Raw genomic sequence first — 21,719 nt, forward strand, 5'->3', positions numbered from 1 at the left:
GATGCGCCCCAATCACTGCCAGCCGCCCGCCCGCTTCATTCGTCGTAGCCTGATCGCCGCCATGGTCGGCGTCAGCCTGTCGGCGGCCGCCCAGGCGGAAACGCTGACCTTCGCCCACGTCTACGAGACCTCGGAGCCTTACCACGAGTGGGCCGTCTGGGCCGGCGAAGAGATCGAGAAACGCACCGATGGCCGCTACTCGGTGGAGGTGCACCCAGCCTCTTCACTGGGCAAGGAAGCCGACATCAACGAGGGGCTGAGCCTCGGCACCGTCGACCTCATCTTTACCGGCAATCAGTTCGCCGGCCGTTCTTACGGTCCCATCGGCATCGCCGGTGCGCCCTACATGTTCCGTGACTTCGATCACTGGCAGGCCTACGTCGACAGCGACCTGTTCGCCGAGATCGCCCAGGGCTATGAGGACGCCACCGGCAACGTGCCGCTGGCGATGAACTACTACGGCAAGCGCCACACCACGTCCAACGAGCCGATCAATACGCCGGAGGACATGCAGGACCTGAAGATCCGCGTCCCCAACGCGCCGATGTACATGATGTTCCCCGAGCAGGTCGACGCCAATCCCACGCCGATCGCCTTCGCCGAGGTCTATCTGGCCCTGCAGCAGGGTGTCGTCGACGCCCAGGAAAACCCGCTGCCCACGATCAAGGCCAAGGCCTTCTACGAGGTGCAGGACGTCATCAACCTGACCGGTCATATCACCGACTCCCTGATCACGATTGCCGGCGGTCCGCTGTGGAATCGCCTGTCCGAAGAGGATCGGCAGATCTTCCGCGACGTCTATGAAGAGGCCGGCGAGAAGATCACCGCCGACATCGTGCAGCAGGAGCAGGACCTGGTGGCCTGGTTCGAGGAGCAGGGCGTCACCGTCAACGAGGTCGACACCGCACCGTTCCGCGAGGCGGTGATGCCGGCTCACAACGGTGACGCGGCGACCTGGGACCAGGAAACCTACGATCGCCTCCAGGCTATCGGCCAGTAAACGACGGAGGGGAGGGCGCCGTGCGCCCTCCCTCGGGAGATCCTTCATGACCCGATCTGACGTGAGTGACCCTGGCGTCGAACACGAGACCACCAGCGCCTTCGAGGTGCCCGATGACGACGACCGGATCCGACCGGGTGACTACGGCATCGAGGACTATCTGACGCTGGTGGTCTTCTGGCTGCTGGCGTTGGACGTCTTTGTTCAGTTCTTCAGTCGCTACGTGCTCGGCAACTCCATCGCCTGGACCGAGGAGATCGCCCGCTACCTGCTGGTAGCGGTGGGTTTTCTCGGCAGCGCCATGGCCGCCCGCAAGGGCTCGCATATCGCCGTGGAATTCTTCTATCGCTACCTGTCGGAGCCCACCGCCCGGGTCATGTGGACCCTGGTGGATCTGGTGCGTATCGCCTTTCTCGGCATGCTGGCCTGGATCACCTGGCAGCTGGCCCAGCGCACCAACTCGATGATGGTGTCGGTGGACCTGCCCAAGAGTCTGCTCTATTACGTGGTGCTCTTCGGGGTGGTGCTGATGCTGGTGCGCTCGATCCAACTGGCGGTGCGTCACTGGCGCACCGGCGAGAGTGAATTGATGTGTCGCGATGAAGACGACTGAGCGCCTCGAACAAGGAACAACCCCATGACTGAAGCAATGATCAGTGCCCGGCGCGGATCGCCAGTGCCCCCGGTGGTGGCGGCACTGGCGGTCGTCGGCTGCATCGCGCTGGCGTTTTTCGAGAACTACCTTTCGTTTCTGTTTGCCGCCCTGTTCACCCTGCTGGTCTGCGGGGTGCCCATCGCCATCAGCCTGGCCGGCTCTTGCCTGATGTACGTTCTGCTGACAGGACGCGTGCCCGACGTGGTCGTGGTGCACCGCATGGTCAATGGCATCGACAGCTTCCCGCTGCTGGCGATCCCTTTCTTTATCCTCGCCGGCAACCTGATGAACAACGGCGGCATCACCACCCGCATCTTTGACTTCGCCAAGGCGCTGATGGGCTGGATGCGTGGGGGCTTGGGCCACGTCAACGTCGGTGCCAGCATCGTCTTCTCGGGGATGTCCGGTGCCGCCGTGGCCGATGCCGGTGGCCTCGGCACCATCGAGATCAAGGCCATGCGCGACGCCGGCTATGATCAGGAGTTTGCCGTAGGCATCACCGCAGCGTCCTCGACCATCGGCCCGATCATTCCGCCAAGCCTGCCCATGGTGATCTACGGGGTGATGGCGTCGGTCTCGGTGGGGCAGTTGTTCGCCGCCGGCCTGGTGCCGGGCCTGCTGATGGGTCTGACGCTGATGGTGATGATCACCTGGCTGTCGCGGCGTCGCGGCTACAAGCGTGACGCGCGGTTCTCGGTCTCGGTGCTGGGCAAGACGTTCTCGCGGGCCTTCCTGTCGCTGCTGACCCCGGTGATCATCGTCGGCGGCATCGTCACCGGTGCCTTTACCCCGACCGAGGCGGCGATCGCGGCGGTGGTCTATGCGCTGATTCTGGGGGGACTGGTCTACCGTACCCTGACCTGGCGGCGACTGTTGAAGGTCAGCATGGAAACCATCGAGACCACCGCGGTGATCCTGTTCATCGTTGCCGGCGCCTCGATCTTCGCCTGGATCCTGACCAGCAACCAGGTCACCCAGCACGTCATGGGGCTGCTGGGACCCTTCCAGGACAATCCCATCGCCGTGCTCCTGATCATCAATCTGGTGCTGATCGTGGTGGGCTGCTTCATGGAGACCATCGCCGCCATTACCATCCTGGTGCCGGTGCTGCTGCCGGTAGCGGTGGCCTCCGGGGTGGACCCGGTGCACTTTGGTGTGATCATGGTGCTCAACCTGATGATCGGCCTGTTGACCCCGCCGGTGGGCATGGTGCTCTACGTGCTGTCGCGGGTGTCGCATATCTCCTTCGAGAAGTGCATGCGCGGCACCCTGCCTTTCCTGATCCCTCTGGTGGTGGCGCTGTTGCTGGTGACCTTCATTCCGGCGATTTCGCTGTGGTTGCCGACGCTGGTCTACCGCTGAGTCCCGGGTCGCCGCTGCGGCGGTGACGCGGTATGGCCGAGTCAAGGCGGCGCCGAGCGATCGGCGCGCGCCTTGCGGCCCTTATCCCCCTCACAAGGAATCCCCATGAGTGCCAGTCAATACGAGGCCTGTCGGGTCGATTACAAGGATCTGCATCGCTTTATCGAACAGGCGCTGGCGGCTGCCGGCGCCGATCAGGCCTCCCGGGAAGCGGTGGCCAAGGCGTTGGTCACGGCCTCGCTGATGGGCACCGACAGCCACGGCCTGAGGCTATTGCCGCACTACCTCAACGCCCTGCAAGGCGGGCGGATCAAGGGCAGCCCGACGCCGAGCATCAAGCAGCGTCTGGCCGGCACTGCGGTACTGGACGCCGATGATGGCTTCGGCCACCTGGCCGGGTATCGGGCCATCGATCATGCCGTCAGCATGGCCCGGGAGGTCGGCATCGGTGCGGTGGCGGTCGGCAACTCGTCGCACTTCGGTGCCGCCGGCTGCTACGCCCTCGCCGCGGCAGAGCAGGGCATGCTCGGCATGGCCTTTTGCAATTCCGATCCGTTCGTCCTGCTCCACGGTAGCCAGCGGGCCTTCCACGGCACCAATCCGATCGCCTTCGCTGCACCGGTGGCCGGCGAGGATCCGTATCTGCTGGACATGGCCACCAGCTCGGTGCCCATGAATCGGGTGAAGCAGTATGCGGCCATCGGACGGCCCTTGCCGGCGGACATCGCCGCGACCAGCGACGGCAGCACGACCACCGACGCCCGCCAGGTCAGCGCCTTGTTGCCGGTAGGTGGCGCCGGCTTCGGTTTCAAGGGGGCCGGGCTTGGCGGCATGGTCGAGGTGCTGAGTTCGACCCTGGCCAACATGGTCCACGGTTTTCGCCTGCTGCCGATGGGCGGGCCGGACATGTCGACTCCCCGCGGCGTCGGCCACTTCTTTCTGGTGATGGACCCGGGCGCCTTCGAGGAGCGCAGCGCCTTCGAGCGTCGCCTGGCCGAGTACCTCAAGGATCTGCGCGAGATGACGCCGGTAGAGGGTCAGCGGGTGCTGGCGCCGGGGGATCGCGAGTGGCAGACCCGCGACGAGCGCAAGCAGACCGGCATTCCCCTGGACCATGCCCAGCTCGATCAGTATCGCCAGATCGCCGAGCGCTTTGCGCTGACGGCGCTGACCGAGCATTGATCGAGCGCCGTCGAGGTTTGGCCTGGCCCGGGGCGAGTGTGCCGCAGTGACGCCTTGCTGCCCAGGGGGTGCGCCTTGCAGTACCATGTGCGCCGTGTCCCGGAGACGCTCCGGGTGATGGATCGAGGGAGACCCGCGTCGATGAGCAAATATCGGGTGGAGCGCAAGACGCTGTCCGAGCAGGTGGCCGAACAACTGGAGGCTGAAATCCTCGAAGGGCGGCTGGGCGAGAATGATCAATTGCCGTCCGAACGTGAATTGATGGAGCAGTTCGGGGTCGGGCGCCCGGCCGTGCGGGAGGCGCTGTTCTACCTGCAGCAGCTAGGCTTGATCGCGATAAACAGCGGCACTCGGGCACGGGTTATCCGGCCCACCGCCGAGGCCGTGATGGCGAGGCTGTCCGGGGTCACCCGGCAGTTGTTGGCCAAACCCGAAGGGCAGCAGTACTTTCAGGAGGCCCGGGCGCTTTTCGAGGTCGCGCTGGCCCGTCAGGCGGCGCTGCACGCAAGCGATGAGGAGATCCAGGCGTTGCGTGACGCTCTGGCGCATCAGCGTTCGGTGATCGGCGATGATGCCGCCGTCAAGCGGGCCGATAACGACTTTCATGGCGTCCTGGCGAGTATCGGGCACAACCCCATCTACGACGCCATCCATCAGGCACTATCCGAGTGGCTCGATGACCGTCGCGCCCTGGCGCTGCAGCAGCCCGGGGAGGACCTGGCTGCCCTGGAGGCCCACACCGAGATCGTCGAGGCCATCGCCGCCCGGGACCCGGAAGCCGCCGAGGCCGCCATGCGACGGCACCTCGATCGTCACTACGGCACCTATATGCAGCTCAAGCAACGCCTCAAGAGTCGCCAGGACGACGCCTGAGCTGAGGGAGCGGAAGCACCCGTGCTGCACCGGGCAACGAGAACGGCCTTGGGCCAAGGGCGTGAGCCGAAGCCATACGCCGCCGCCGGATGACATCCGGCGGCGGCGTGTTATTGAAGGGTGCCTTGTTTGAGTGATCCGCCAGTTTGCCCAGGACGTTGTCAGGTCGAGGACAGGGACGAGGTCGACGCGGAAGCCGTCGAGGGGAAAGCGCTGGCCAGGCGTGGTACGTCCCGACCCTGGCGGGCGGCCATCTGTACCACCGGCGCCAGCCTTCGCTCCAGCTTCTGGGGATGATTCTGGGCGATATCTCCCAGTCGGTGGTCCAGCCATGGATTGCGGAAACGATCCAGAATGCTGTCGACGTAGTCCTCGAGTTCCATGCCCGGAAGTTCCTGATCGAGCACCGGCACCACCTCCTGGCGCAGCATCTTCTCCAGTTCGTCTCCCAGGCGGGGGTCGTCTATCGCCTGGCGAACCAGTGTCACTTCCTCGCCGAGACCGAGATCCAGGACGCGAGCGACCAGCCAGGTATGAGCCAGGTTCAAGAGGTGCAGCTTGCGCCGCTCGAAGGGACGGATATCGTCGACCAGATGTACGTCCGGGTGGGAGAACGGCATCACCAGCCCGGGCGTTTGCTGAATCGCCCAGAGGCCATAGGGCTCGGCGACGGCGCCCACCGGATCCAGCTCGGCGGAGACGATGCGGTCCACCAGGGTCACCGCCCACACGCAGTCCCGCTCGAGCCATGCCATGAAGCCATCGTCGTCGTAGTGGGCCTGTGCCAATTCCAGGATGACGTCCTTGAGCTTGAGGGCGTTGTCGGTCAGAAGCTCGCATGGCAGCAGGGTGACGCCGGGACGGCCGGCGTCGAAGCGTGTCTTCAACAGGTGCGTCAGCTTGGCGGGGAAGCTCTCGGGGCAGTCCCGCCGTGGGCCATCGCCCGCCGGGACCTGATAGCCCGCCTCGGAGGTGTTGGAGACCACGTGAGTTACCTCATCGCGAAAACGCCGCTCCACTTCGGCCCAGGCTTCGCTGGCAACCAGCGCGGTGGTGATGCTGTCGACCTGATGGGTGGTATCGATCAATTCGCCATCACGTCGGCCGCGCATCCTGACCGGGTAGACCGGGTTCCGGGCCAGGGCGTGGGCCTTGGTTCGCCCGGCCGCACGGTCCGAGCTCTGTACCGCAATGATACGGATATCACTGCCGTGTTCGTCCCGCGCCTGGCTGGCGAACAGGTCGACGTGGGCCAGCAGAAAACGGCCGATGCCGAACTGCATCAGGGTGACGGTGGTTGCGTTTTGCATGTTGCCAGTCTCTCTCAAGCGAAGCTCACAGGCTCTCTCACGGGGACGCTCACAGGCTCTCTCACAGGGACGCTCACAGGCTCTTTCACAGGAACGCTCACAAGGACACCCCACGCTTCCAGGGAATGAAGTCGTGCTGGGCCAGCCCCACGGCGCGGGTGGTGTAGCGCCCAGACGCGGTCTCGATGCACAGCGCCAGCAGGTCATCGGCGAGCTCGTCGATGGAGGCCTCGCCCCGGATCACCGCTCCGCTATCGAAGTCGATGATGTCCGCCATGCGGCGGGCCAGGTCCGAGTTGCTGGCGACCTTGAGGGTCGGTGCCACCGGGTTACCCGTGGGCGTGCCGAGCCCGGTGGTGAAGATCACCAGGTTGGCGCCGGAGCCGACCAGAGCGGTAGTGGACTCGACATCGTTGCCGGGACTGCACAGCAGCGCCAGGCCGGGTCGCGTGGCGGTCTCGGTGTAGTCGAGGACCTCGACCACCGGGCTGTCGCCGCCTTTCTTGGCGGCCCCGGCGGACTTCATGGCATCGGTGATCAGACCATCGCGGATATTGCCCGGCGAGGGGTTCATCGAGAAACTCGCGCCGACGGCGTCGGCGTGGCGCTGGTAGGCCTGCATCAGCGACGAGAAACGTTCGGCGGTGGCGTCGTCGACGCAGCGCGACAGCAGTTCGTGCTCGACTCCGCAGAGCTCGGGAAATTCGCTGAGGATGCCGCTGCCGCCGAGGGCAACCAGGCGATCGATGACACCGCCCACCACCGGGTTGGCCGACAGACCCGAGAAGCCGTCGGACCCGCCGCACTCCACCCCGATACGCAGGGCCGATAGCGGCGCCGGCTGGCGGGTTACCTGGTTGGCCTCGCGCAGGCCATCGAAGATGGTGCCCAGGGCCTGTTCGATCAAGGCGTCTTCGCTGGTGCTGGCCTGTTGCTCGAGGTAGTGCACCGGGCGCAGGCCCTGCGGGTCCTTGCTTGCCACCGCCTGCTTGAGCATGGCGATCTGGGCCTTCTGGCAGCCAAGGCTCAGCACCGTGGCGCCGGCCACGTTGGGGTGGGTGATGTAGCCCGCCAGCAGGTTACACAGCGCCTGGGCATCGTCGTCGGTGCCACCGCAGCCCAGGGTATGGGTCAGAAAACGCACGCCGTCCACGTTGGGAAAGGGCGAGGAGGGAGGCTCGGTCACATGGCTCGGGCTATCGCCATGAAGCATCTGGCGTGCCATCCGCTTGTAGTCGCGGAAGGGGTCGTCACCCAGGGCGTCCGCCACACACTGGCGAAGCACCTCGATATTGCGGTTCTCGCAGAACACCAGCGGCACCACCAGCCACAGGTTGGCGGTGCCCACGCCACCGTCCGGACGATGGAAGCCATCGAAGGTGTGATCTTCGAAGGCGGAAACGTCCGGTGCCTGCCAGTGCTCCCGGCGGGTGACCGGGGTATCCGAGTGGGTGAAGTGCTCCAGGTTGTCGGTGCGGATCACGCTGCCACGGGCGATCGCCCGGGTGGCCCGGCCGACGGTGACGCCGTACATGGTGACGGTGTCACCGACGGCCAGATCCTCGAGGGCGAACTTGTGCTTGTGGCGGATGGCTTCCACCAGCGTCAGGGTGTCGGCACCCTCGTCGATGCGGTGCCCCTGGGGCAGGTCGCGCAGGGCGACACGCACATTGTCGGCAGGATGGACCCGCAGGCTTTCCTGGGCGGGCTGGTCGCTGGCGATGGTCGCGTTGGACGACGCTGCCTTGTTCGATGCAGCGGTGGTCGATGACGTGGTGGTCGATGACTGTGTGGACATGGGACGGTCCTCGGCAAAGGCGTTGACGTTGTTATCGTGACGGCCTGGTGATCGGGTGCAGCAGATGACGGTGGGTGCCGTACGCCGCCTGGTGAAAGAGTGTTCGGTGCCCGTCGAAGGGGGCTCGCTGGTCCTGGCGCCGACTTATCGATCGAGGTGAATCATCGCCTTGATCACGCCGGCCTCGCCGCCGCACCACACCGGCATGGTCTCCGGCAGGGCCTCGAGCTTGGCACGATGGGTGATCATCGGGCGCACCTGGATACGGCCTTCTTCCAGCAGTTCGGTGACGCAGTCGAAGTCTTCGCGGGTGGCGTTGCGGCTGGCGAGCAGGGTCAGTTCGCGGCCGTGAAAGCTCGGGTCGTCAAAGCGAATGTCTGACTTGACGATGCTGACCAACACGTAGCGTCCGCCGTGTCCGGCCAGGCCGAAGCCGGCCTCCATGGCGCTCGGATTGCCGGTGGCGTCGAACACCACGTCGGCCAGGGCGCCGTCGTTGAGACTGGCCAGGCGCGCCTGCGGATCGTCCTCGCCCACTACCAGGGTCTGCTCGAAGCCGAGCGCTTCGCGGCAGAAGGCCAGGCGTTCGGCGCTGGTATCGAGCAGCAGTACCCGTGCACCGCGGGCGCGGGCGACCTGGGCGACGCCGATGCCGATGGGTCCGGCGCCGACCACCGCCACCAGTTCGTCCGCATCCACCGCGGCCCGGCGCACCGCGTGGGCACCGATGGCCTGGCACTCGATCAGTGCCAACTCGTCTGGTTCCAGTGCCGGGCAGGCCACCAGATGATCGACCGGAACCTTCAGCCACTCGGCCATGCCGCCGTCGCGATGGACGCCGATCACCTGCATCGCCTGACAGCAGTTGGTCTTGCCGCGTCGGCAGGCACGACACTCGCCACAGTGCAGGTAGGGGATCACGTACACCGGCTGGTGCTCGAGGCGGGCACGGGTCGCCTCGTCCACGTCGTCGGCAAGGGCCTCCACCGTACCGGCCAGTTCGTGCCCCAGCACCCGGGGGTATTCGAAGTAGGGCTGGTTGCCGCCGAAGGCGTGGATATCGGTGCCGCAGACCCCGATGCGCGAAATGCGCACCAGGGCCTCGCCGCCGGCAAGCTCGGGGCGGGGGCGCTGTTCCAGGGCCATCTGCCCTGGTTCGACGCAGACCGCCACGGTCATTGGCTGGTCGGACTGGCTCATGCGTCGGAGTCCGCCACGACCTTCTGGGTCTGTACCCCGAGGCCCTCGATGCCCAGGCGCATGGTCTGACCCGGACGCAGGAACACCGGCGGATTCTGGCCCAGGCCGACACCAGGCGGCGTGCCGGTGGAGATGACGTCACCAGGCTGCAGGCTCATGAAGCGGCTCAGGTAGCTGATCAGGTAGGCCACCTGATAGACCATGGTGCGGGTATTGCCGTCCTGGTAGCGCTTGCCGTCGACCTCGAGCCACAGGTTCAGCGCCTGGGGATCTTCCACCTCGTCCGGGGTCACCAGCCAGGGGCCGAGGGGCCCGAAGGTGTCGCAACCCTTGCCCTTGTCCCAGGTACCGCTTCGCTCCAGCTGGAATTCCCGCTCAGATACGTCGTTGATCACGCAGTAGCCCGCCACGTGCTCGAGGGCGTCGGCTTCGTCGATATAGCGACCACCCTTGCCGATGACCACGCCGAGTTCGACCTCCCAGTCGGTCTTGGAGGAGTCGCGGGGAATGATGACGTCGTCGTCGGGGCCGCAGATGGCGCTGGTCCACTTGTTGAAGATCACCGGCTCCGGCGGCACCTCGGCGCCACTCTCTGCGGCGTGATCGGCGTAGTTGAGGCCGATGCAAATGAACTTGCCGACCTGGCCGACGCAGGGGCCGATACGGGTGTCGGCGGGGACCTCGGGCAGGCTTTCCAGGTCGAGGCCGGCGATGCGCGCCAGGCTGTCACGTCCGAGGGCCTCTCCGGCAACGTCGTCGATGACGCCGGACAGGTCACGGACACGTCCGTTGGCGTCGAGAATACCGGGAGCTTCCTGGCCGGGGGCGCCGAATCGCAGCAGTTTCATGGGGTGTCCTTTGTCGTTGATTGGATGGATGTTTTTGCTGAATTGATGGTGTTATATCGCGCCGACGTCATGGCATTGCCGTCGATCAGTGTCTTCACGCCAGCCAGCCGCCATCGATGATCTGGCTGGTGCCGGTGACGTTATATCGCGCCGACGTCATGGCATTGCCGTCGATCAGTGTCTTCACGCCAGCCAGCCACCGTCGATGATCTGGCTGGTGCCTGTGGTATACGCCGATTCATCGGAGGCCAGATAGACGGCCAGTGCGGCGATCTCCTCTGGCCTGCCCAGGCGTCCCATTGGCTGGCGGTCGAGGAAGGCCTGGCGCACCTGGGCTTCGTCCTGTCCCTGAGCCTCGGCCTGGGCGCGAATACGCTGCGCCAGGGAGGGCGACTCCACGGTACCCGGACAGATGGCGTTGCAGCGGATGCCGTGGGTCACGTAGTCCGCCGCCACCGAGCGCGTCAGACCGATGACGGCGGCCTTGCTGGTGCCGTAGGCAAAGCGTCCGGCAACACCTTTCAGGCTGCTGGCGACCGACGCCATGTTGATGATGCTGCCACCACCGGCCTCCAGCATACCGGGAAGAAAGGTCGAGATGGTGTGGTACATGGCGGTGACGTTGATCGCCATGGAGCGATCGAAGTCCTCGATGGAGCACTCCAGCAGGCTGCCGCTATGCACGTAACCGGCACAGTTGAACAGGATGGTCGGTGTCGGAATCTTCGCCCCCAGCTCGGCGATCGCCGCAGGGTCGGTCACATCCAGGGTGTGGCAGCGGACACCCCGGCGATCTGCCAGATCCTCGAGCTTGGCCGGATCGAGGTCGGTGGCGTGGACCTCCGCGCCCTCGGCGATAAAGCGCTCGACGGTGGCGCGACCGATGCCCTGGCCGGCGGCGGTGATCAAGGCGGTCTTTCCTGACAGACGCATGATGTCTCCTGTTGGCAGGGGCGACGAGGTTGTTATGGCGGCGAAACATCAGGTGTCGTAGTGACGAAGGCCTGGTGCTCTCCGTCTAACTGAAGCCTGCTCGTGTCGCGGTTTTCGCTAGGTGGTATGACAGGCTGCTAGCATGACGTTATCCGTAGTATGGCGCAGGTTGGCTGGATTGCAATTGGCGCCAAGGGCCGACTTTGGTCGTAAAGGATCAAGAGAGCCGGGGCAGCGGAATATGGCCGATAGCAAAGAGCTGGGACGGATATCGCTGGTCCGCGGGAAGAGGGCGCCGAGAACATAAAAAAAGGCGGCCGGGGAGGGCCGCCAGGAGGGCAGGGAACGCAAGAAGGATGGCGGATATCGCTGCCGAGAGACATCCTTCTCTCGGGGCAGCCCCTATGCCACTTCTGGACTCCGGGGCGAATCCAGTGGCTCGCCGGTAGACGTACCCTGCAAGGCCATAGGGTGACGCAGGGTCACCGCCATCGCTTCATGCTCGGTGGTGCCAGGTGCTTGTCTTGCCGGCCTTCGTGCTACTGGGTATCGGGTGTTTATATGTCTATACGGCCGGCTGCGGTTCGCATGTGCACGTACCGCACGTTTCTACATAGCACCTTTCATTGGCACCTTTCATTGGCACCTTTAGGCACCATATTCCAGATGGTCCCCGTTCCTGACTCTGACTCCCTGGCCGATGGTTCAGGCCCTGGACTGTCGGAACGGGGCCAGACAGGCGATCAGCCGTCGTTGCCAAGCTGGGACTGGGTGCCGCCACCGGCGTCGTCGCCGGCGCCCTTGCCGGCGGTCAGTACCGGGTAGTACTGGGTAAAGACGAAGTCATCGGCAGCCGCCGCCGCGTGGCAGGCGTTGCAGGCTGCGGTGGGGAAGGGCGCCGCAGTCTCCTTGAGGCTCGAGTGGTCCGGCGTCGAGAAGCTGTAGTAGGCCCAGTTGCCGGGCTCGTTCGGGAAGTGCTCGCTGCTCTTGATGGTCGCCTCGAGGCCGATGTATTCGCCCATGAAGTAGCCGTTGCCGCTGGCCGCCTGCTTGCTGCCGACGCTGATCAGCTCCTTGATCATGATGGCGCCATCGCGGAATTCACCGGTTTCCTTCCAGTGGTCCCAGCTTTCCGGATCGATGTAGACGGCGTGGAACTCGGGGAACGGCGCCTTGCCGTTGTTCATGTCATTGGGCGTGAGCGGGGTGCCGACGAACACCCATTCGCGGAAGCCGGTGGGGCGCGTGAGCTCCCCGTCGGTGATCTCGAAGTAGGTCTCGGCGACCGCGTCAAAGGCGATCAGGCTGGCGCCCATGGCGGCGGCGATGGCGGTGAGACGGGAAATCCTGAGCATGGTCTGTCCTCCTTGGTCACCGAGGCGCACCTGGACGCATCCATCCACGGGTGCTGCGCTGACGGCGACGAGTCACGGCAAGGGCGGCGCAGGCTTCTTGGGTGGCCTTTGGCTTGCTCCCTGTCCTTTATCCGGGCCTTGAGGCCCTTGTCTGATGATGGTCGATGTTCCTTGGTCCCCTCGCTCGCGCGATTGCAGCGATGACGTTGCCGGTCTTGTTCCTGACCTTGCGTTGTTCCTGACCTTGCATTCGCGATGTAACGCGCCTTGCGCAAGAACAACCGTCATATGTCGATTCACTGACTGACATCGGCGGGAGGGGTCTTGAAGGTATATGTCAGGCCCATGTCACTCGCCATGTCCGGCGCGGGAACTCGCATACCGCATGCGCGAATGCTTGAGTAGCAGCGCGTAATGGCACAGTTGGCGGCCTGAAACAAAAAAGCCTCGCCGAGGGCGAGGCAGAAGGGAGATGTCGGTTCGTGCGGGTCTTGCGTGGTGTCAGCCGCGCTGGTGGGCGAGCCAGGCGCGGATACCGTAGGTCCAGGGGGGCAGCTGGTCGGAGCGTTCGACGCGATTGACCAGAGCGCCCAGGCTAGGCGTCGAGATGGTGACCACATCACCCAGGTGATGGGTAAAGCCCTGGCCGGGCCCGTCGCGGTCCTGAATCGGCGAGAACATGGTGCCGAGGAACAGCATGAAGCCATCGGGGTACTGGTGATGCGCGCCGATGGTCTGGCCCACCAGGTCCAGCGGGTCGCGACTGATCTCGCGCATGTCGCTCTGGTCCTCGAGCAGGAAGTCGTCGTCGTTGCCTTCGATGCGCAGGCTGACCATGGCCGAGCGCACGTCGTCGATCGAGAAGTGGTCATCGAACAGGCGAATGAAGGGCCCGATGGCACAGGAGGCGTTGTTATCCTTGGCCTTGCCAAGCAGCAGGGCACTGCGTCCTTCGACATCGCGCAGATTGACGTCATTGCCCAGCGTCGCGCCGCGGGCGTTGCCTTGTGCATCCACCGCCAGCACGATCTCGGGCTCGGGGTTGTTCCAGCGCGATGACGGGTGCAGCCCCACCGCCGCGCCCTGGCCCACCGCGGACAGCGGCTGCGACTTGGTGAAGACCTCGGCGTCGGGACCGATGCCGACCTCCATGTACTGGGACCAGGCGCCACGGGACTGAAGCTCGGCCTTGAGCGCCATGGCCTCGTCGGAGCCGGGGCGGATCTTCGACAGGTCACCGCCGATCACGCGCTTGAGTTCCTCGCGCAGCTCGCCGGCGCGGGCGGCGTCGCCACCGGCCTGCTCCTCGATGACGCGTTCCAGCAGGCTGACCGCGAAGGTCACTCCACAGGCCTTGATCGCCTGGACGTCGCAGGGCGCGAGCAGGTGCGGGGCGCGCTGGGGTGTCTGGCAGGAATTTTCCAGCAGGCTGTCCAGGCTACCCAGGGACTCGCCCTCGGCGTTGGCGATAAGCTCGGCGGCGTCGTCGCGTTCGAGCAGGTCGGCCATGACATTGATGGTGGCCGACAGGTCGATAAGCTGGCCATCGCGAACGGTTACCAGGACGGGGCCTTGCTGGTCGTCGCGCCACACTCGGCCGACCAGCAGGGCACGGTCGGCGTCGTCGGGCAGGATGTCGCGGGCGGTAAGGCGGGGACTCATGTTAGGACCTCTATCTGTTGAAAAGGGGAAGTCGATGGCTCAGCGCTGCATTCTCGGCAGGATACGCCCGGGGCTCATCAGGCCGCGGGGGTCCAGCAGGCGCTTCAGGCCACGCATGATGTCGTGCTCCGGCGCCGACAGGCTTTCGAGGAAGTAGGGCTGCTTGACGCGACCGATGCCGTGCTCGGCGCTGATGCTGCCGTCGAACTCGGCGACAATGGCAAACAGCTGCTCTTCCAGCTCATGCAGCAGACTGCGCTTGTCGTCGTCGTCCAGATGCGCCGGCGGCAGGATATTGAAGTGCAGGTTGCCATCGCCGACGTGGCCGTAGGCGATGACCTGAGAGTCTGGCGAGGCCTCGGTGATCGCCGCCTCCGCCTGGTCATGGAAGGCGGTAAGCTGGGAGATCGGCAGCGAGACGTCGGTACGCAGGTGCTCGCCGCGGCGCTGCTGGCCTTCCAGCATGGCCTCGCGCAGCTGCCATAGCTGGGCCGCCTGGGTATCGCTTGTGGCCAGCACACCATCCTCCAGCAGGCCTTCCTCGAGTCCTCGCTCGAATAGCGACTCGATCATGCTGTCGAGATCGGCAGGCCCGCTGGCGGCGACTTCCATCAGCACGTACACCGGGTGGGGTGCATCCAGCGGGTCCGGCAGTGAGGGATCGGCCTCCAGGGCAAGCTCCATGCAGGCCCGCGGAATCAGCTCGAAGGCGGTCAGCAGGTCGCAGCAGCTGCGTCTTGCCTGGGCGTAGAGTTTCAGCACCGAGGCCACGTCGGGGCAGCCGATCAGCGCCGTGCGTGTCACCTGGGGGCGGGGGTAGAGCTTGAGTACCGCGCCGGTGACGATGCCCAGGGTACCCTCGGCACCGATGAACAGCTGCTTCAGGTCGTAGCCGGTGTTGTTCTTGTGCAGTGCCTTCATGTCGTCGAGCAGACGGCCGTCCGGCAGTGCTACCTCGATACCCAGTACCAGCTGGCGCATCATGCCGTAGCGCAGCACGTTAAGGCCGCCGGCGTTGGTGGCGATATTGCCGCCGATCTGGCAGCTGCCCTGGGCGCCGAGGGCCAGCGGAAAGGTGCAATCCACGGCCTCGGCGGCGTCCTTGATGGTCTGCAGAACGCAGCCGGCGTCGACGCTCACGGTGAAGTTGATCGGATCGATGGAGCGAATTTTATTAAGCCGCTCCAGGCTGATGACCAGCTCCGGTGTCTGGCTGTCCGGCAGGGCGCCTTCGACCAGACCGCTGCCGCCGCCCTGGGGGACCACCGGAATATCGTGGCGATGGCAGTAGCCGAGTACCTGCGCCACCTGCTCAGACTTCGCCGGGCGAGCCACCGCCAACGGCAGACCGCCGCGGGCGCCGGCCCAGTCGACCCGATAACGCTCGAGGTCGTCTGTCAGCACGCCGGTGCTGCCCAGGGTCTCTCGCAGAAAGGTCAGCAGGTCGTCGTTGGCGCTCATCGGGGGCTTCTCCGCTCGGCGGGCGGCCAGGGGCCGCCCAGGTTGTTCAAGTTCGGGGTTATCGGAACCACAGCACCACTCCCGGGAACAGCAGGAACACGACCAGCAGTGCCACCAGGGTGAAGTAGAAGGGCAGCAGGCTCTTGACCAGGCTTTCCATGCCGACCTTGCCGACGCCACAGCCGACATAGAGCACGGTGCCCACCGGCGGGGTGATCAGGCCGATTCCCAGGATGAAGGACATCAGCACGCCGAAGTACACCGGGTCGATGCCAAGCTTGACCACCACCGGCGTCATCAGCGGTGCCAGGATCACCATGGCCGGGGTCAGGTCCATGAAGAAGCCCACCACCAGCAGGAAGGCCGACAGGATCAGCAGCAGCAGGAGCTTGTTTTCGGTGATGGCCGACAGGCTCACTACCAGTTGCTGGGGAATCATGTTGGCGGTCAGAAGCCAGGCCAGCACGCTGGCGAAGGCCAGCAGCAGCATGACCACACCTGTCAGTCGACCGGTGCTCACGCACAGCTCGAAGAAGCGCTTGAGCGACAGGCTGCGATAGACGAAGAAGGACACCGCAAAGGCATACACCAGCGCGATGGCGGCGCTCTCGGTGGGGGTGAAGACCCCGGTGAGGATGCCCCCGACGATGATCACCGGCAGCAGCAGCGCCAGGATGGCGTCCTTGAGGGCACTGGCGAGCTCCGGGAAGGAGAAGGCCTGGCCCTTGCCGTTCTTGCGTGACTGCACGTAGGTGGTGGCCGCCAGTCCCAGGGTGATCAGGATGCCGGGCACGATACCGGCCAGGAACAGCTGGGAGATCGAGGTGTTGGTGACCACGCCGAACAGGATCATCGGGATCGACGGCGGGATGATGATGCCGACCACCGAGGCCGCGACCACGATGGCGGTGGCCATGGGCGCGCTGTAGCGATGCTGCTTCATCGGCTCGATCATCATGCTGCCGACCGCCGAGGCGTCGGCCACGGCGGAGCCGCTGATGCCGCCGAAGAACATCGAGGTCATCACCGCCACCTGACCCAGACCGCCGGCGACGAAGCCGACCATGGCGCTGGCCAGTCGGACCAGGCGGGTGGCGATGCCGCCTTCGCTCATCACCTCGCCGACCAGGATGAACAGCGGAATGGCCAGCAGCGGAAAGGAGTCCAGGCCGTTGACTGCCTGGGCGACGATGGGCGATAGCGAATAGTCGGAATAGAAGAAGATGAACAGACTGATGGCGCCGAGGCCAAACGAGATCGGCATGCCAATGACGATGCAGATGGCAAGCCCGATAAGGATGCTCCACAGGATCATGGTTCGGACCTCCTGAGCAGGGCCACCAGGGCCAGGGTGTTGGCGATCAGGGTCAGCCCTGCCATCACCGGCATGGCGCTATAGAGCCAGGTCTTGGGGATGCCGAGCATGGGGGTGGCGCTGGTATAGCCGGAGATCAGCTCCTTGAAGCCGAGCAGGATGCAGATGCAGACGAGGTAGATCACCGCCACGGCGGTCAGTCCCAGCACGCGGCGCAGCCCGGCCGGGGCCAGGTCCTTGAAGTAGGTCACCGCCACGTGTTCCTTCTCGAGGCTGCCGAGCCCGGCGCCAAGCAGTACCAGCCAGATGAACAGCACCCGGGACAGCTCCTCGGCCCAGGCGTAGGAGGTATTGAGCACGAAGCGACCGAAGACGTTGGCGGTCACGCAGAACACCACGCCGAGCACCAGCAATCCGACGGCGATGCGCAGCGTGGTAATCAACCACCCCAGGAGTCCCGGGGTGGAAGTGGAGGATAGGGTGGTCATGGGTCACCTCCGTGGTGACGACGACCCCGCCGCCGACAGCGGCGGGGTCGGGCTAGGGCTTACTGGGAAACAGCGCGGATATCGTCGATCAGCTCTCCGCCGATCTTCTCGCGCCACTCGTCATAGACCGGCGACAGGGTCTGCTGGAAGGTGGCCACCTGTTCCGGGGTCAGCTCGGTGATGTTCATGCCCTCGTCCATCAGCTCCTGCTTGATCTGGTCGTTGAGGGTGCGGCTGACTTCACGCTGGTAGTCGCCCATCTGCTTGGCGGCGTCGGACAGCAGATCCTGATAACCCTCGGGCAGACGGCTCCAGAAGCGCTCGGAGACCAGGGTGATAAAGGGCGTGTAGACGTGGTTGGACTCGGTGGCGTAGTCCTGCACTTCGTTGAACTTGGACGATTGAATGGTGATCCAGGGGTTCTCCTGGCCGTCGACCACGCCCTGCTCGAGGGCGGTGAACAGCTCGGCGAAGGACATCGGCGTCGGGTTGGCGCCCAGGGTCTTCCAGATATCCAGGTGGATCGGGTTCTGCATGGTCCTGACCTTGAGGCCATCCAGATCCTCGGGCGAGGCCACCGCGTTCTGGCTGTTGGTCAGCTGGCGATAGCCGTTCTCGGCCCAGCCGAGGGCCTTGAGGCCATTGGTGCTGGCGGTTTCCAGCATGCGATCACCGATCTCGCCGTCGAGCACCTCGTCGGCCACTTCCGGAGTGGGGAACAGGAACGGCAGGTCGAAGACCGCGAACTCCGGGAACATGTTGACCAGCGGCGACGTGGACGGCGCGGTCATCTCCAGGGTGCCGGACTGCAGCGCGCTGACCGCCTGGAGGTCATCGCCAAGCTGTGCGCTGTGGAACAGCTCGACCTGGATATGGCCGTCACTGCGTGCCTCGACGATGTCCTCGAAGTACTCGAGGCCACGGTACTGGGCGCCGGACTGGGTGGTGCCGATGCTGAACTTGAGGGTGTAGTCGTTGCCGTCACCTTCGGCCACGGGTCCGTCGACCTCGGGGATCGGCGGCATCTCGCTGGCGGCCTGGGCGGTGGCAACACCACCCAGCGTCAGGCTGCCGATGGTCAGGGCGGCGATGGCCGCGCCCAGGCGGCGACGGGTGAAGGGGGCGACGGACGTTGTGATTGTTGTCATGCTTCTCTCCAATTTGCGTGGCGTGCTGGCCATTGCGTAGCGCTCTGGCCCTTGCTTGGCGTGCTGGCCAGCGGCCCCGGGAAGCGTTTCATCCCGGGGCCGCTGGCCGGTGGAGCGGCTCAGGCGTCTTGCCAGGCCGCGCCTTCGGGGTAGCGATGCATCTCGAGGGACTCGGGCTTCATGGTGATGCTGTAGCCCGGCGCCTCGGGCACCAGGTAGCGACCCTGACGGATACGCACCGGGTCGACAAAGTGCTCGTGCAGGTGGTCGACGTACTCCAGCAGGCGACCTTCCAGCGAACCGGAGACGGCGATGTAGTCGAACAGGGAGATGTGCTGGGTGTATTCGCACAGGCCCACGCCGCCGCCGTGGGGGCAGATCGGCACGCCGTACTTGGCCGCCAGCAGCACCACGATGATGACCTCGTTGAGCCCGCCCAGACGCGCCGCGTCGAGCTGACAGAAGTCGATGGCGCCTGCCTGCAGCAGCTGCTTGAACATCACCCGGTTGTGACAGTGCTCGCCGGTGGCGACGCCGATGCCACCTTCCAGGCCGCCCCTGAGGCGACGACGGATCTCGGCGTGACCGAGGATGTCGTCGGGGCTGGTGGGCTCCTCGATCCAGTGAGGATTGAACTCGGCCAGACGGCGCATGTTGACGATGGTCTCGTCCACATCCCACATCTGGTTGGCGTCCATCATCAGGGTGCGTTGTTCGCCGATCTCCTCGCGCAGGATCGCCGCGCGCCGGCGATCTTCCTCGATGTCGCCACCGACCTTCTGCTTGAAGTGCTGCCAGCCCTCGGCCAGGGCTTCGCGGCACAGTCGACGCATCTTTTCCTCGGAATAGCCAAGCCAGCCTGCGGAGGTGGTATAGCCGGGGTAGCCCTCGGCCTTCATCTCGGCCTCGCGCTCGCCCTTGGTGCCGGCCTTGCGACGCAGCAGGGCGATGGCCTCCTCGGGGGTGATGGCGTCGGTGACGAAGCGGAAGTCCAGGCAGCGCACCAGCTGTTCCGGGCTCATGTCGGTAAGCAGCTTCCAGATCGGCTTGCCTTCACGCTTGGCCCACAGGTCCCAGATAGCATTGACCAGGGCGGCGCTGGCCAGGTGCATCACGCCCTTTTCCGGACCCAGCCAGCGCAGCTGGCTATCGCCACTGGTCAGCTCGCGCCAGAAGGTGCCCATGTTCGCGGTGATGTCCTCGAGCTTGCGGCCCACCAGGGTGGGTGTCAGGGCATTGACCGCAGCGACGCAGAGATCATTGCCGCGGCCGATGGTGAAACTCAGACCGTGGCCCTCGTCTTCCTGATCGGTGTGCAGGATGACGTAGGTGGCCGAGTAGTCCGGTGCCTCGTTCATGGCATCGGAGCCATCGAGCTGGCGTGAGGTGGGGAAGCGGATATCGCGGGCGTCGACCCGAGTGATGGTGGTCATGCTGGCGGCCTTGTGGTGAATATTGTTGGTTGTCCGACGAGTGGCCAGGGAAAGCATCATGGGCGTCGATCAGCGGTTGGCTGCTTGCGGAAAGCGCCTGCCTCTCTGGTTGCTCTCCCGTTACTCTCTTGCTGCTGTCTCGTCGTTCTATTGTCAGTGAGGGCAGTCTAAACAGAGCGCTAAAAGAACGGCCAATCCAAGTTTTTGGCCATTTGATAACCTCAGGTTATCATGTGTTTTTCAATCATCGGGATGATGCGCTACATGCCCCATGACAGCGGTATTCACGCCAAGACGTGGCTGCGGATCAGGCATATGGTATTGCTGGTCGCCTTGGACGAAAGTCGTAACATGCACGCGGCTGCAAGGCAGCTGAACATCAGCCAGCCGGCGGCCAGCAAGATGCTCAAGGACATCGAGGGATTTCTCGGAATACCGCTGTTTCTGCGTGAGCCCGGGCGGATGGAACCGACCGACGCCGGTGTGACGGTATTGCGCTATGCACGGCGTCTGCTCAACGACACCGATCGGCTGGTCGAAGAACTGGCTTCACTGCGCGAAGGTGGCCACGGTCGGCTGGCGCTTGGCTCGGTACCCGGTGCCGCCCCGGTGATGTTGCCAAGGGCCATGGCGGAGTTGAAGTCGCACCGGCCGCGGCTCGCCATCTCGTTGATCGAGAACTCCAGCGATCGACTGCTGGTGGATCTCGAATACAAGCTGCTCGACGCCGTCATCGGCCGCTACACCGAGCCGTCCCAGCGTCATCTGTTTGACTTTCTGCCGCTCAAGGAGGAGCCGGTGTCGGTGGTGGCGCGACCCGACCATCCGTTGTGTCAGGGGGCGCCTGAGTTGGCCGAGGTGGTGCGCTGGCCCTGGGTGCTGCACCCCATGGCGAGCCCCATGCGCGGGTTGTTCGAGGCGGCCCTGGCCGAGGCCGGCGTCGCCTCGCCGCGCAACGTCATCGAGACCACCTCCACCCAGGCTTCGCTTCAGCTGGTGGCGAGTACCGATACCCTGTCGCTGTTGCCAAGCTCGGTGGTCAAGACCACCTTCTCTCAAGGCCGTTTCGCGGTACTGCCGCTGACCATCGGTGAGCCGCTGGGCTACTACGGCGTGCTCACGCGCAAGGGCGAGCCCTGGCCTGAACTGCTGACCGAATTTGTCGCCAGCCTGGTCGGAGAAGAGGATGCGCCCTGAGCAATATCGTGGGCAGGAATGATCGTGGGCGTGAAAGGATGTTTCGGGGATGTATTGGCCAATAAGTTGGGCGTTTCATGCCGGCAATAATGACCAGAATATTCGCCGAATAAGCGTGAAACGTCACCGATTATGGATCGGATGTGATTGCAAAGGCAGGAGGGAACGGTAGCGGGAGGATGTCTGGATAGGTGTCTGGGTAGATGTCTCGATGACTGTCTTCAAGGCAATCTTGATAAGCGACGTGATGTGGGGGTAAGTGTGCCAATAGCCGTCGTTGAATCATGAGCCAAGGCCATCGTTCCCTGCAGGTCTTTATCAGGCGATACGGACCGAAGGACGATGACAGAAAGACGGGGCCAGAAAGACCAGGGCAGAAAGACCGGGGCAGAATGACAAGAACAAGAAGACGAGACAGGAGGCGCCGATGATCGGCGCCTCCGTCCGTTCGCTTCAACCATGGCTTCAGCTACGTGTTCAGCCATGTCTTCAGCCATGT

The 21,719-nt window shown here is 64.7% G+C and carries 18 protein-coding genes; 6 read left to right on the top strand and 12 right to left on the bottom strand.

Annotation, left to right across the window (positions count from 1 at the left end):
- The first annotated feature begins 1 nt into the window (after window position 1).
- The 5 genes from NFH97_RS18505 to NFH97_RS18525 all read left to right on the top strand — a co-directional run bounded on the left by NFH97_RS18505 (window position 2) and on the right by NFH97_RS18525 (window position 5,072).
- Window positions 2-1,000, top strand: coding sequence for a sialic acid TRAP transporter substrate-binding protein SiaP (locus NFH97_RS18505; protein WP_045995038.1), 999 nt, complete (start codon window positions 2-4; stop codon window positions 998-1,000).
- Window positions 1,001-1,046: 46 nt separating this feature from the next.
- Complete coding sequence (locus NFH97_RS18510; RefSeq protein ID WP_108133178.1) at window positions 1,047-1,613, top strand: TRAP transporter small permease; 567 nt, start codon at window positions 1,047-1,049, stop codon at window positions 1,611-1,613.
- A 24-nt stretch (window positions 1,614-1,637) separates the two neighbouring features.
- Window positions 1,638-3,017 (top strand): TRAP transporter large permease, encoded by a 1,380-nt coding sequence (locus NFH97_RS18515; protein ID WP_045995039.1) that lies wholly within the window; start codon window positions 1,638-1,640, stop codon window positions 3,015-3,017.
- Window positions 3,018-3,122: 105 nt separating this feature from the next.
- Window positions 3,123-4,199, top strand: coding sequence for an Ldh family oxidoreductase (locus NFH97_RS18520; protein ID WP_349625327.1), 1,077 nt, complete (start codon window positions 3,123-3,125; stop codon window positions 4,197-4,199).
- 141 nt (window positions 4,200-4,340) lie between these two features.
- Complete coding sequence (locus NFH97_RS18525; RefSeq protein WP_349625328.1) at window positions 4,341-5,072, top strand: FCD domain-containing protein; 732 nt, start codon at window positions 4,341-4,343, stop codon at window positions 5,070-5,072.
- Between the two features lie 161 nt (window positions 5,073-5,233).
- Here NFH97_RS18525 and NFH97_RS18530 read toward each other — a convergent pair whose 3' ends face one another.
- From NFH97_RS18530 to NFH97_RS18585, 12 genes are all read right to left on the bottom strand, one after another.
- Window positions 5,234-6,382 (bottom strand): mannitol dehydrogenase family protein, encoded by a 1,149-nt coding sequence (locus NFH97_RS18530; protein ID WP_349625329.1) that lies wholly within the window; start codon window positions 6,380-6,382, stop codon window positions 5,234-5,236.
- 97 nt (window positions 6,383-6,479) lie between these two features.
- On the bottom strand, window positions 6,480-8,180 hold the full coding sequence (locus tag NFH97_RS18535) for a UxaA family hydrolase (RefSeq protein ID WP_349625330.1): 1,701 nt from the start codon (window positions 8,178-8,180) through the stop codon (window positions 6,480-6,482).
- A gap of 144 nt (window positions 8,181-8,324) precedes the next feature.
- Window positions 8,325-9,380, bottom strand: coding sequence for a zinc-binding alcohol dehydrogenase family protein (locus NFH97_RS18540; protein ID WP_349625331.1), 1,056 nt, complete (start codon window positions 9,378-9,380; stop codon window positions 8,325-8,327).
- Window positions 9,377-10,228 carry a fumarylacetoacetate hydrolase family protein gene (locus NFH97_RS18545; RefSeq protein ID WP_108133184.1) on the bottom strand — a complete coding sequence of 284 codons (852 nt, stop codon included), beginning with the start codon at window positions 10,226-10,228 and terminating at the stop codon, window positions 9,377-9,379. The genes NFH97_RS18540 and NFH97_RS18545 overlap by 4 nt, the downstream gene beginning before the upstream one ends.
- 183 nt (window positions 10,229-10,411) lie before the next feature.
- Entirely contained in the window at window positions 10,412-11,161 is a 750-nt protein-coding gene (locus NFH97_RS18550) for an SDR family oxidoreductase (protein ID WP_108133185.1), read from the bottom strand.
- Between the two features lie 743 nt (window positions 11,162-11,904).
- Window positions 11,905-12,516 (bottom strand): cytochrome P460 family protein, encoded by a 612-nt coding sequence (locus NFH97_RS18555; RefSeq protein WP_349625333.1) that lies wholly within the window; start codon window positions 12,514-12,516, stop codon window positions 11,905-11,907.
- A 501-nt stretch (window positions 12,517-13,017) separates the two neighbouring features.
- Complete coding sequence (locus NFH97_RS18560) at window positions 13,018-14,178, bottom strand: fumarylacetoacetate hydrolase family protein (protein ID WP_108133187.1); 1,161 nt, start codon at window positions 14,176-14,178, stop codon at window positions 13,018-13,020.
- Between the two features lie 39 nt (window positions 14,179-14,217).
- Window positions 14,218-15,639 (bottom strand): FAD-binding oxidoreductase, encoded by a 1,422-nt coding sequence (locus NFH97_RS18565; protein WP_349625334.1) that lies wholly within the window; start codon window positions 15,637-15,639, stop codon window positions 14,218-14,220.
- A gap of 58 nt (window positions 15,640-15,697) precedes the next feature.
- The gene (locus tag NFH97_RS18570; protein WP_124804836.1) at window positions 15,698-16,954 is read right to left on the bottom strand and encodes a TRAP transporter large permease; all 1,257 of its coding nucleotides are present in this window, start codon (window positions 16,952-16,954) and stop codon (window positions 15,698-15,700) included.
- Entirely contained in the window at window positions 16,951-17,442 is a 492-nt protein-coding gene (locus tag NFH97_RS18575; protein WP_045995049.1) for a TRAP transporter small permease, read from the bottom strand. Before NFH97_RS18575 ends, NFH97_RS18570 begins: the two co-directional genes overlap by 4 nt.
- A 59-nt stretch (window positions 17,443-17,501) precedes the next feature.
- Window positions 17,502-18,590, bottom strand: a complete 1,089-nt coding sequence (locus NFH97_RS18580; protein WP_349625335.1) for a TRAP transporter substrate-binding protein — start codon at window positions 18,588-18,590, stop codon at window positions 17,502-17,504.
- Window positions 18,591-18,709: 119 nt separating this feature from the next.
- Window positions 18,710-20,023 (bottom strand): L-fuconate dehydratase, encoded by a 1,314-nt coding sequence (locus tag NFH97_RS18585; RefSeq protein ID WP_349625515.1) that lies wholly within the window; start codon window positions 20,021-20,023, stop codon window positions 18,710-18,712.
- 231 nt (window positions 20,024-20,254) lie between these two features.
- Here NFH97_RS18585 and NFH97_RS18590 point away from each other — a divergent pair, with 231 nt between their 5' ends.
- Window positions 20,255-21,220 (top strand): LysR family transcriptional regulator, encoded by a 966-nt coding sequence (locus tag NFH97_RS18590; RefSeq protein ID WP_349625336.1) that lies wholly within the window; start codon window positions 20,255-20,257, stop codon window positions 21,218-21,220.
- Window positions 21,221-21,719: the final 499 nt, after the last annotated feature.

Source organism: Halomonas sp. SCS19 (assembly GCF_040147015.1).
Lineage (GTDB): Bacteria > Pseudomonadota > Gammaproteobacteria > Pseudomonadales > Halomonadaceae > Halomonas > Halomonas litopenaei.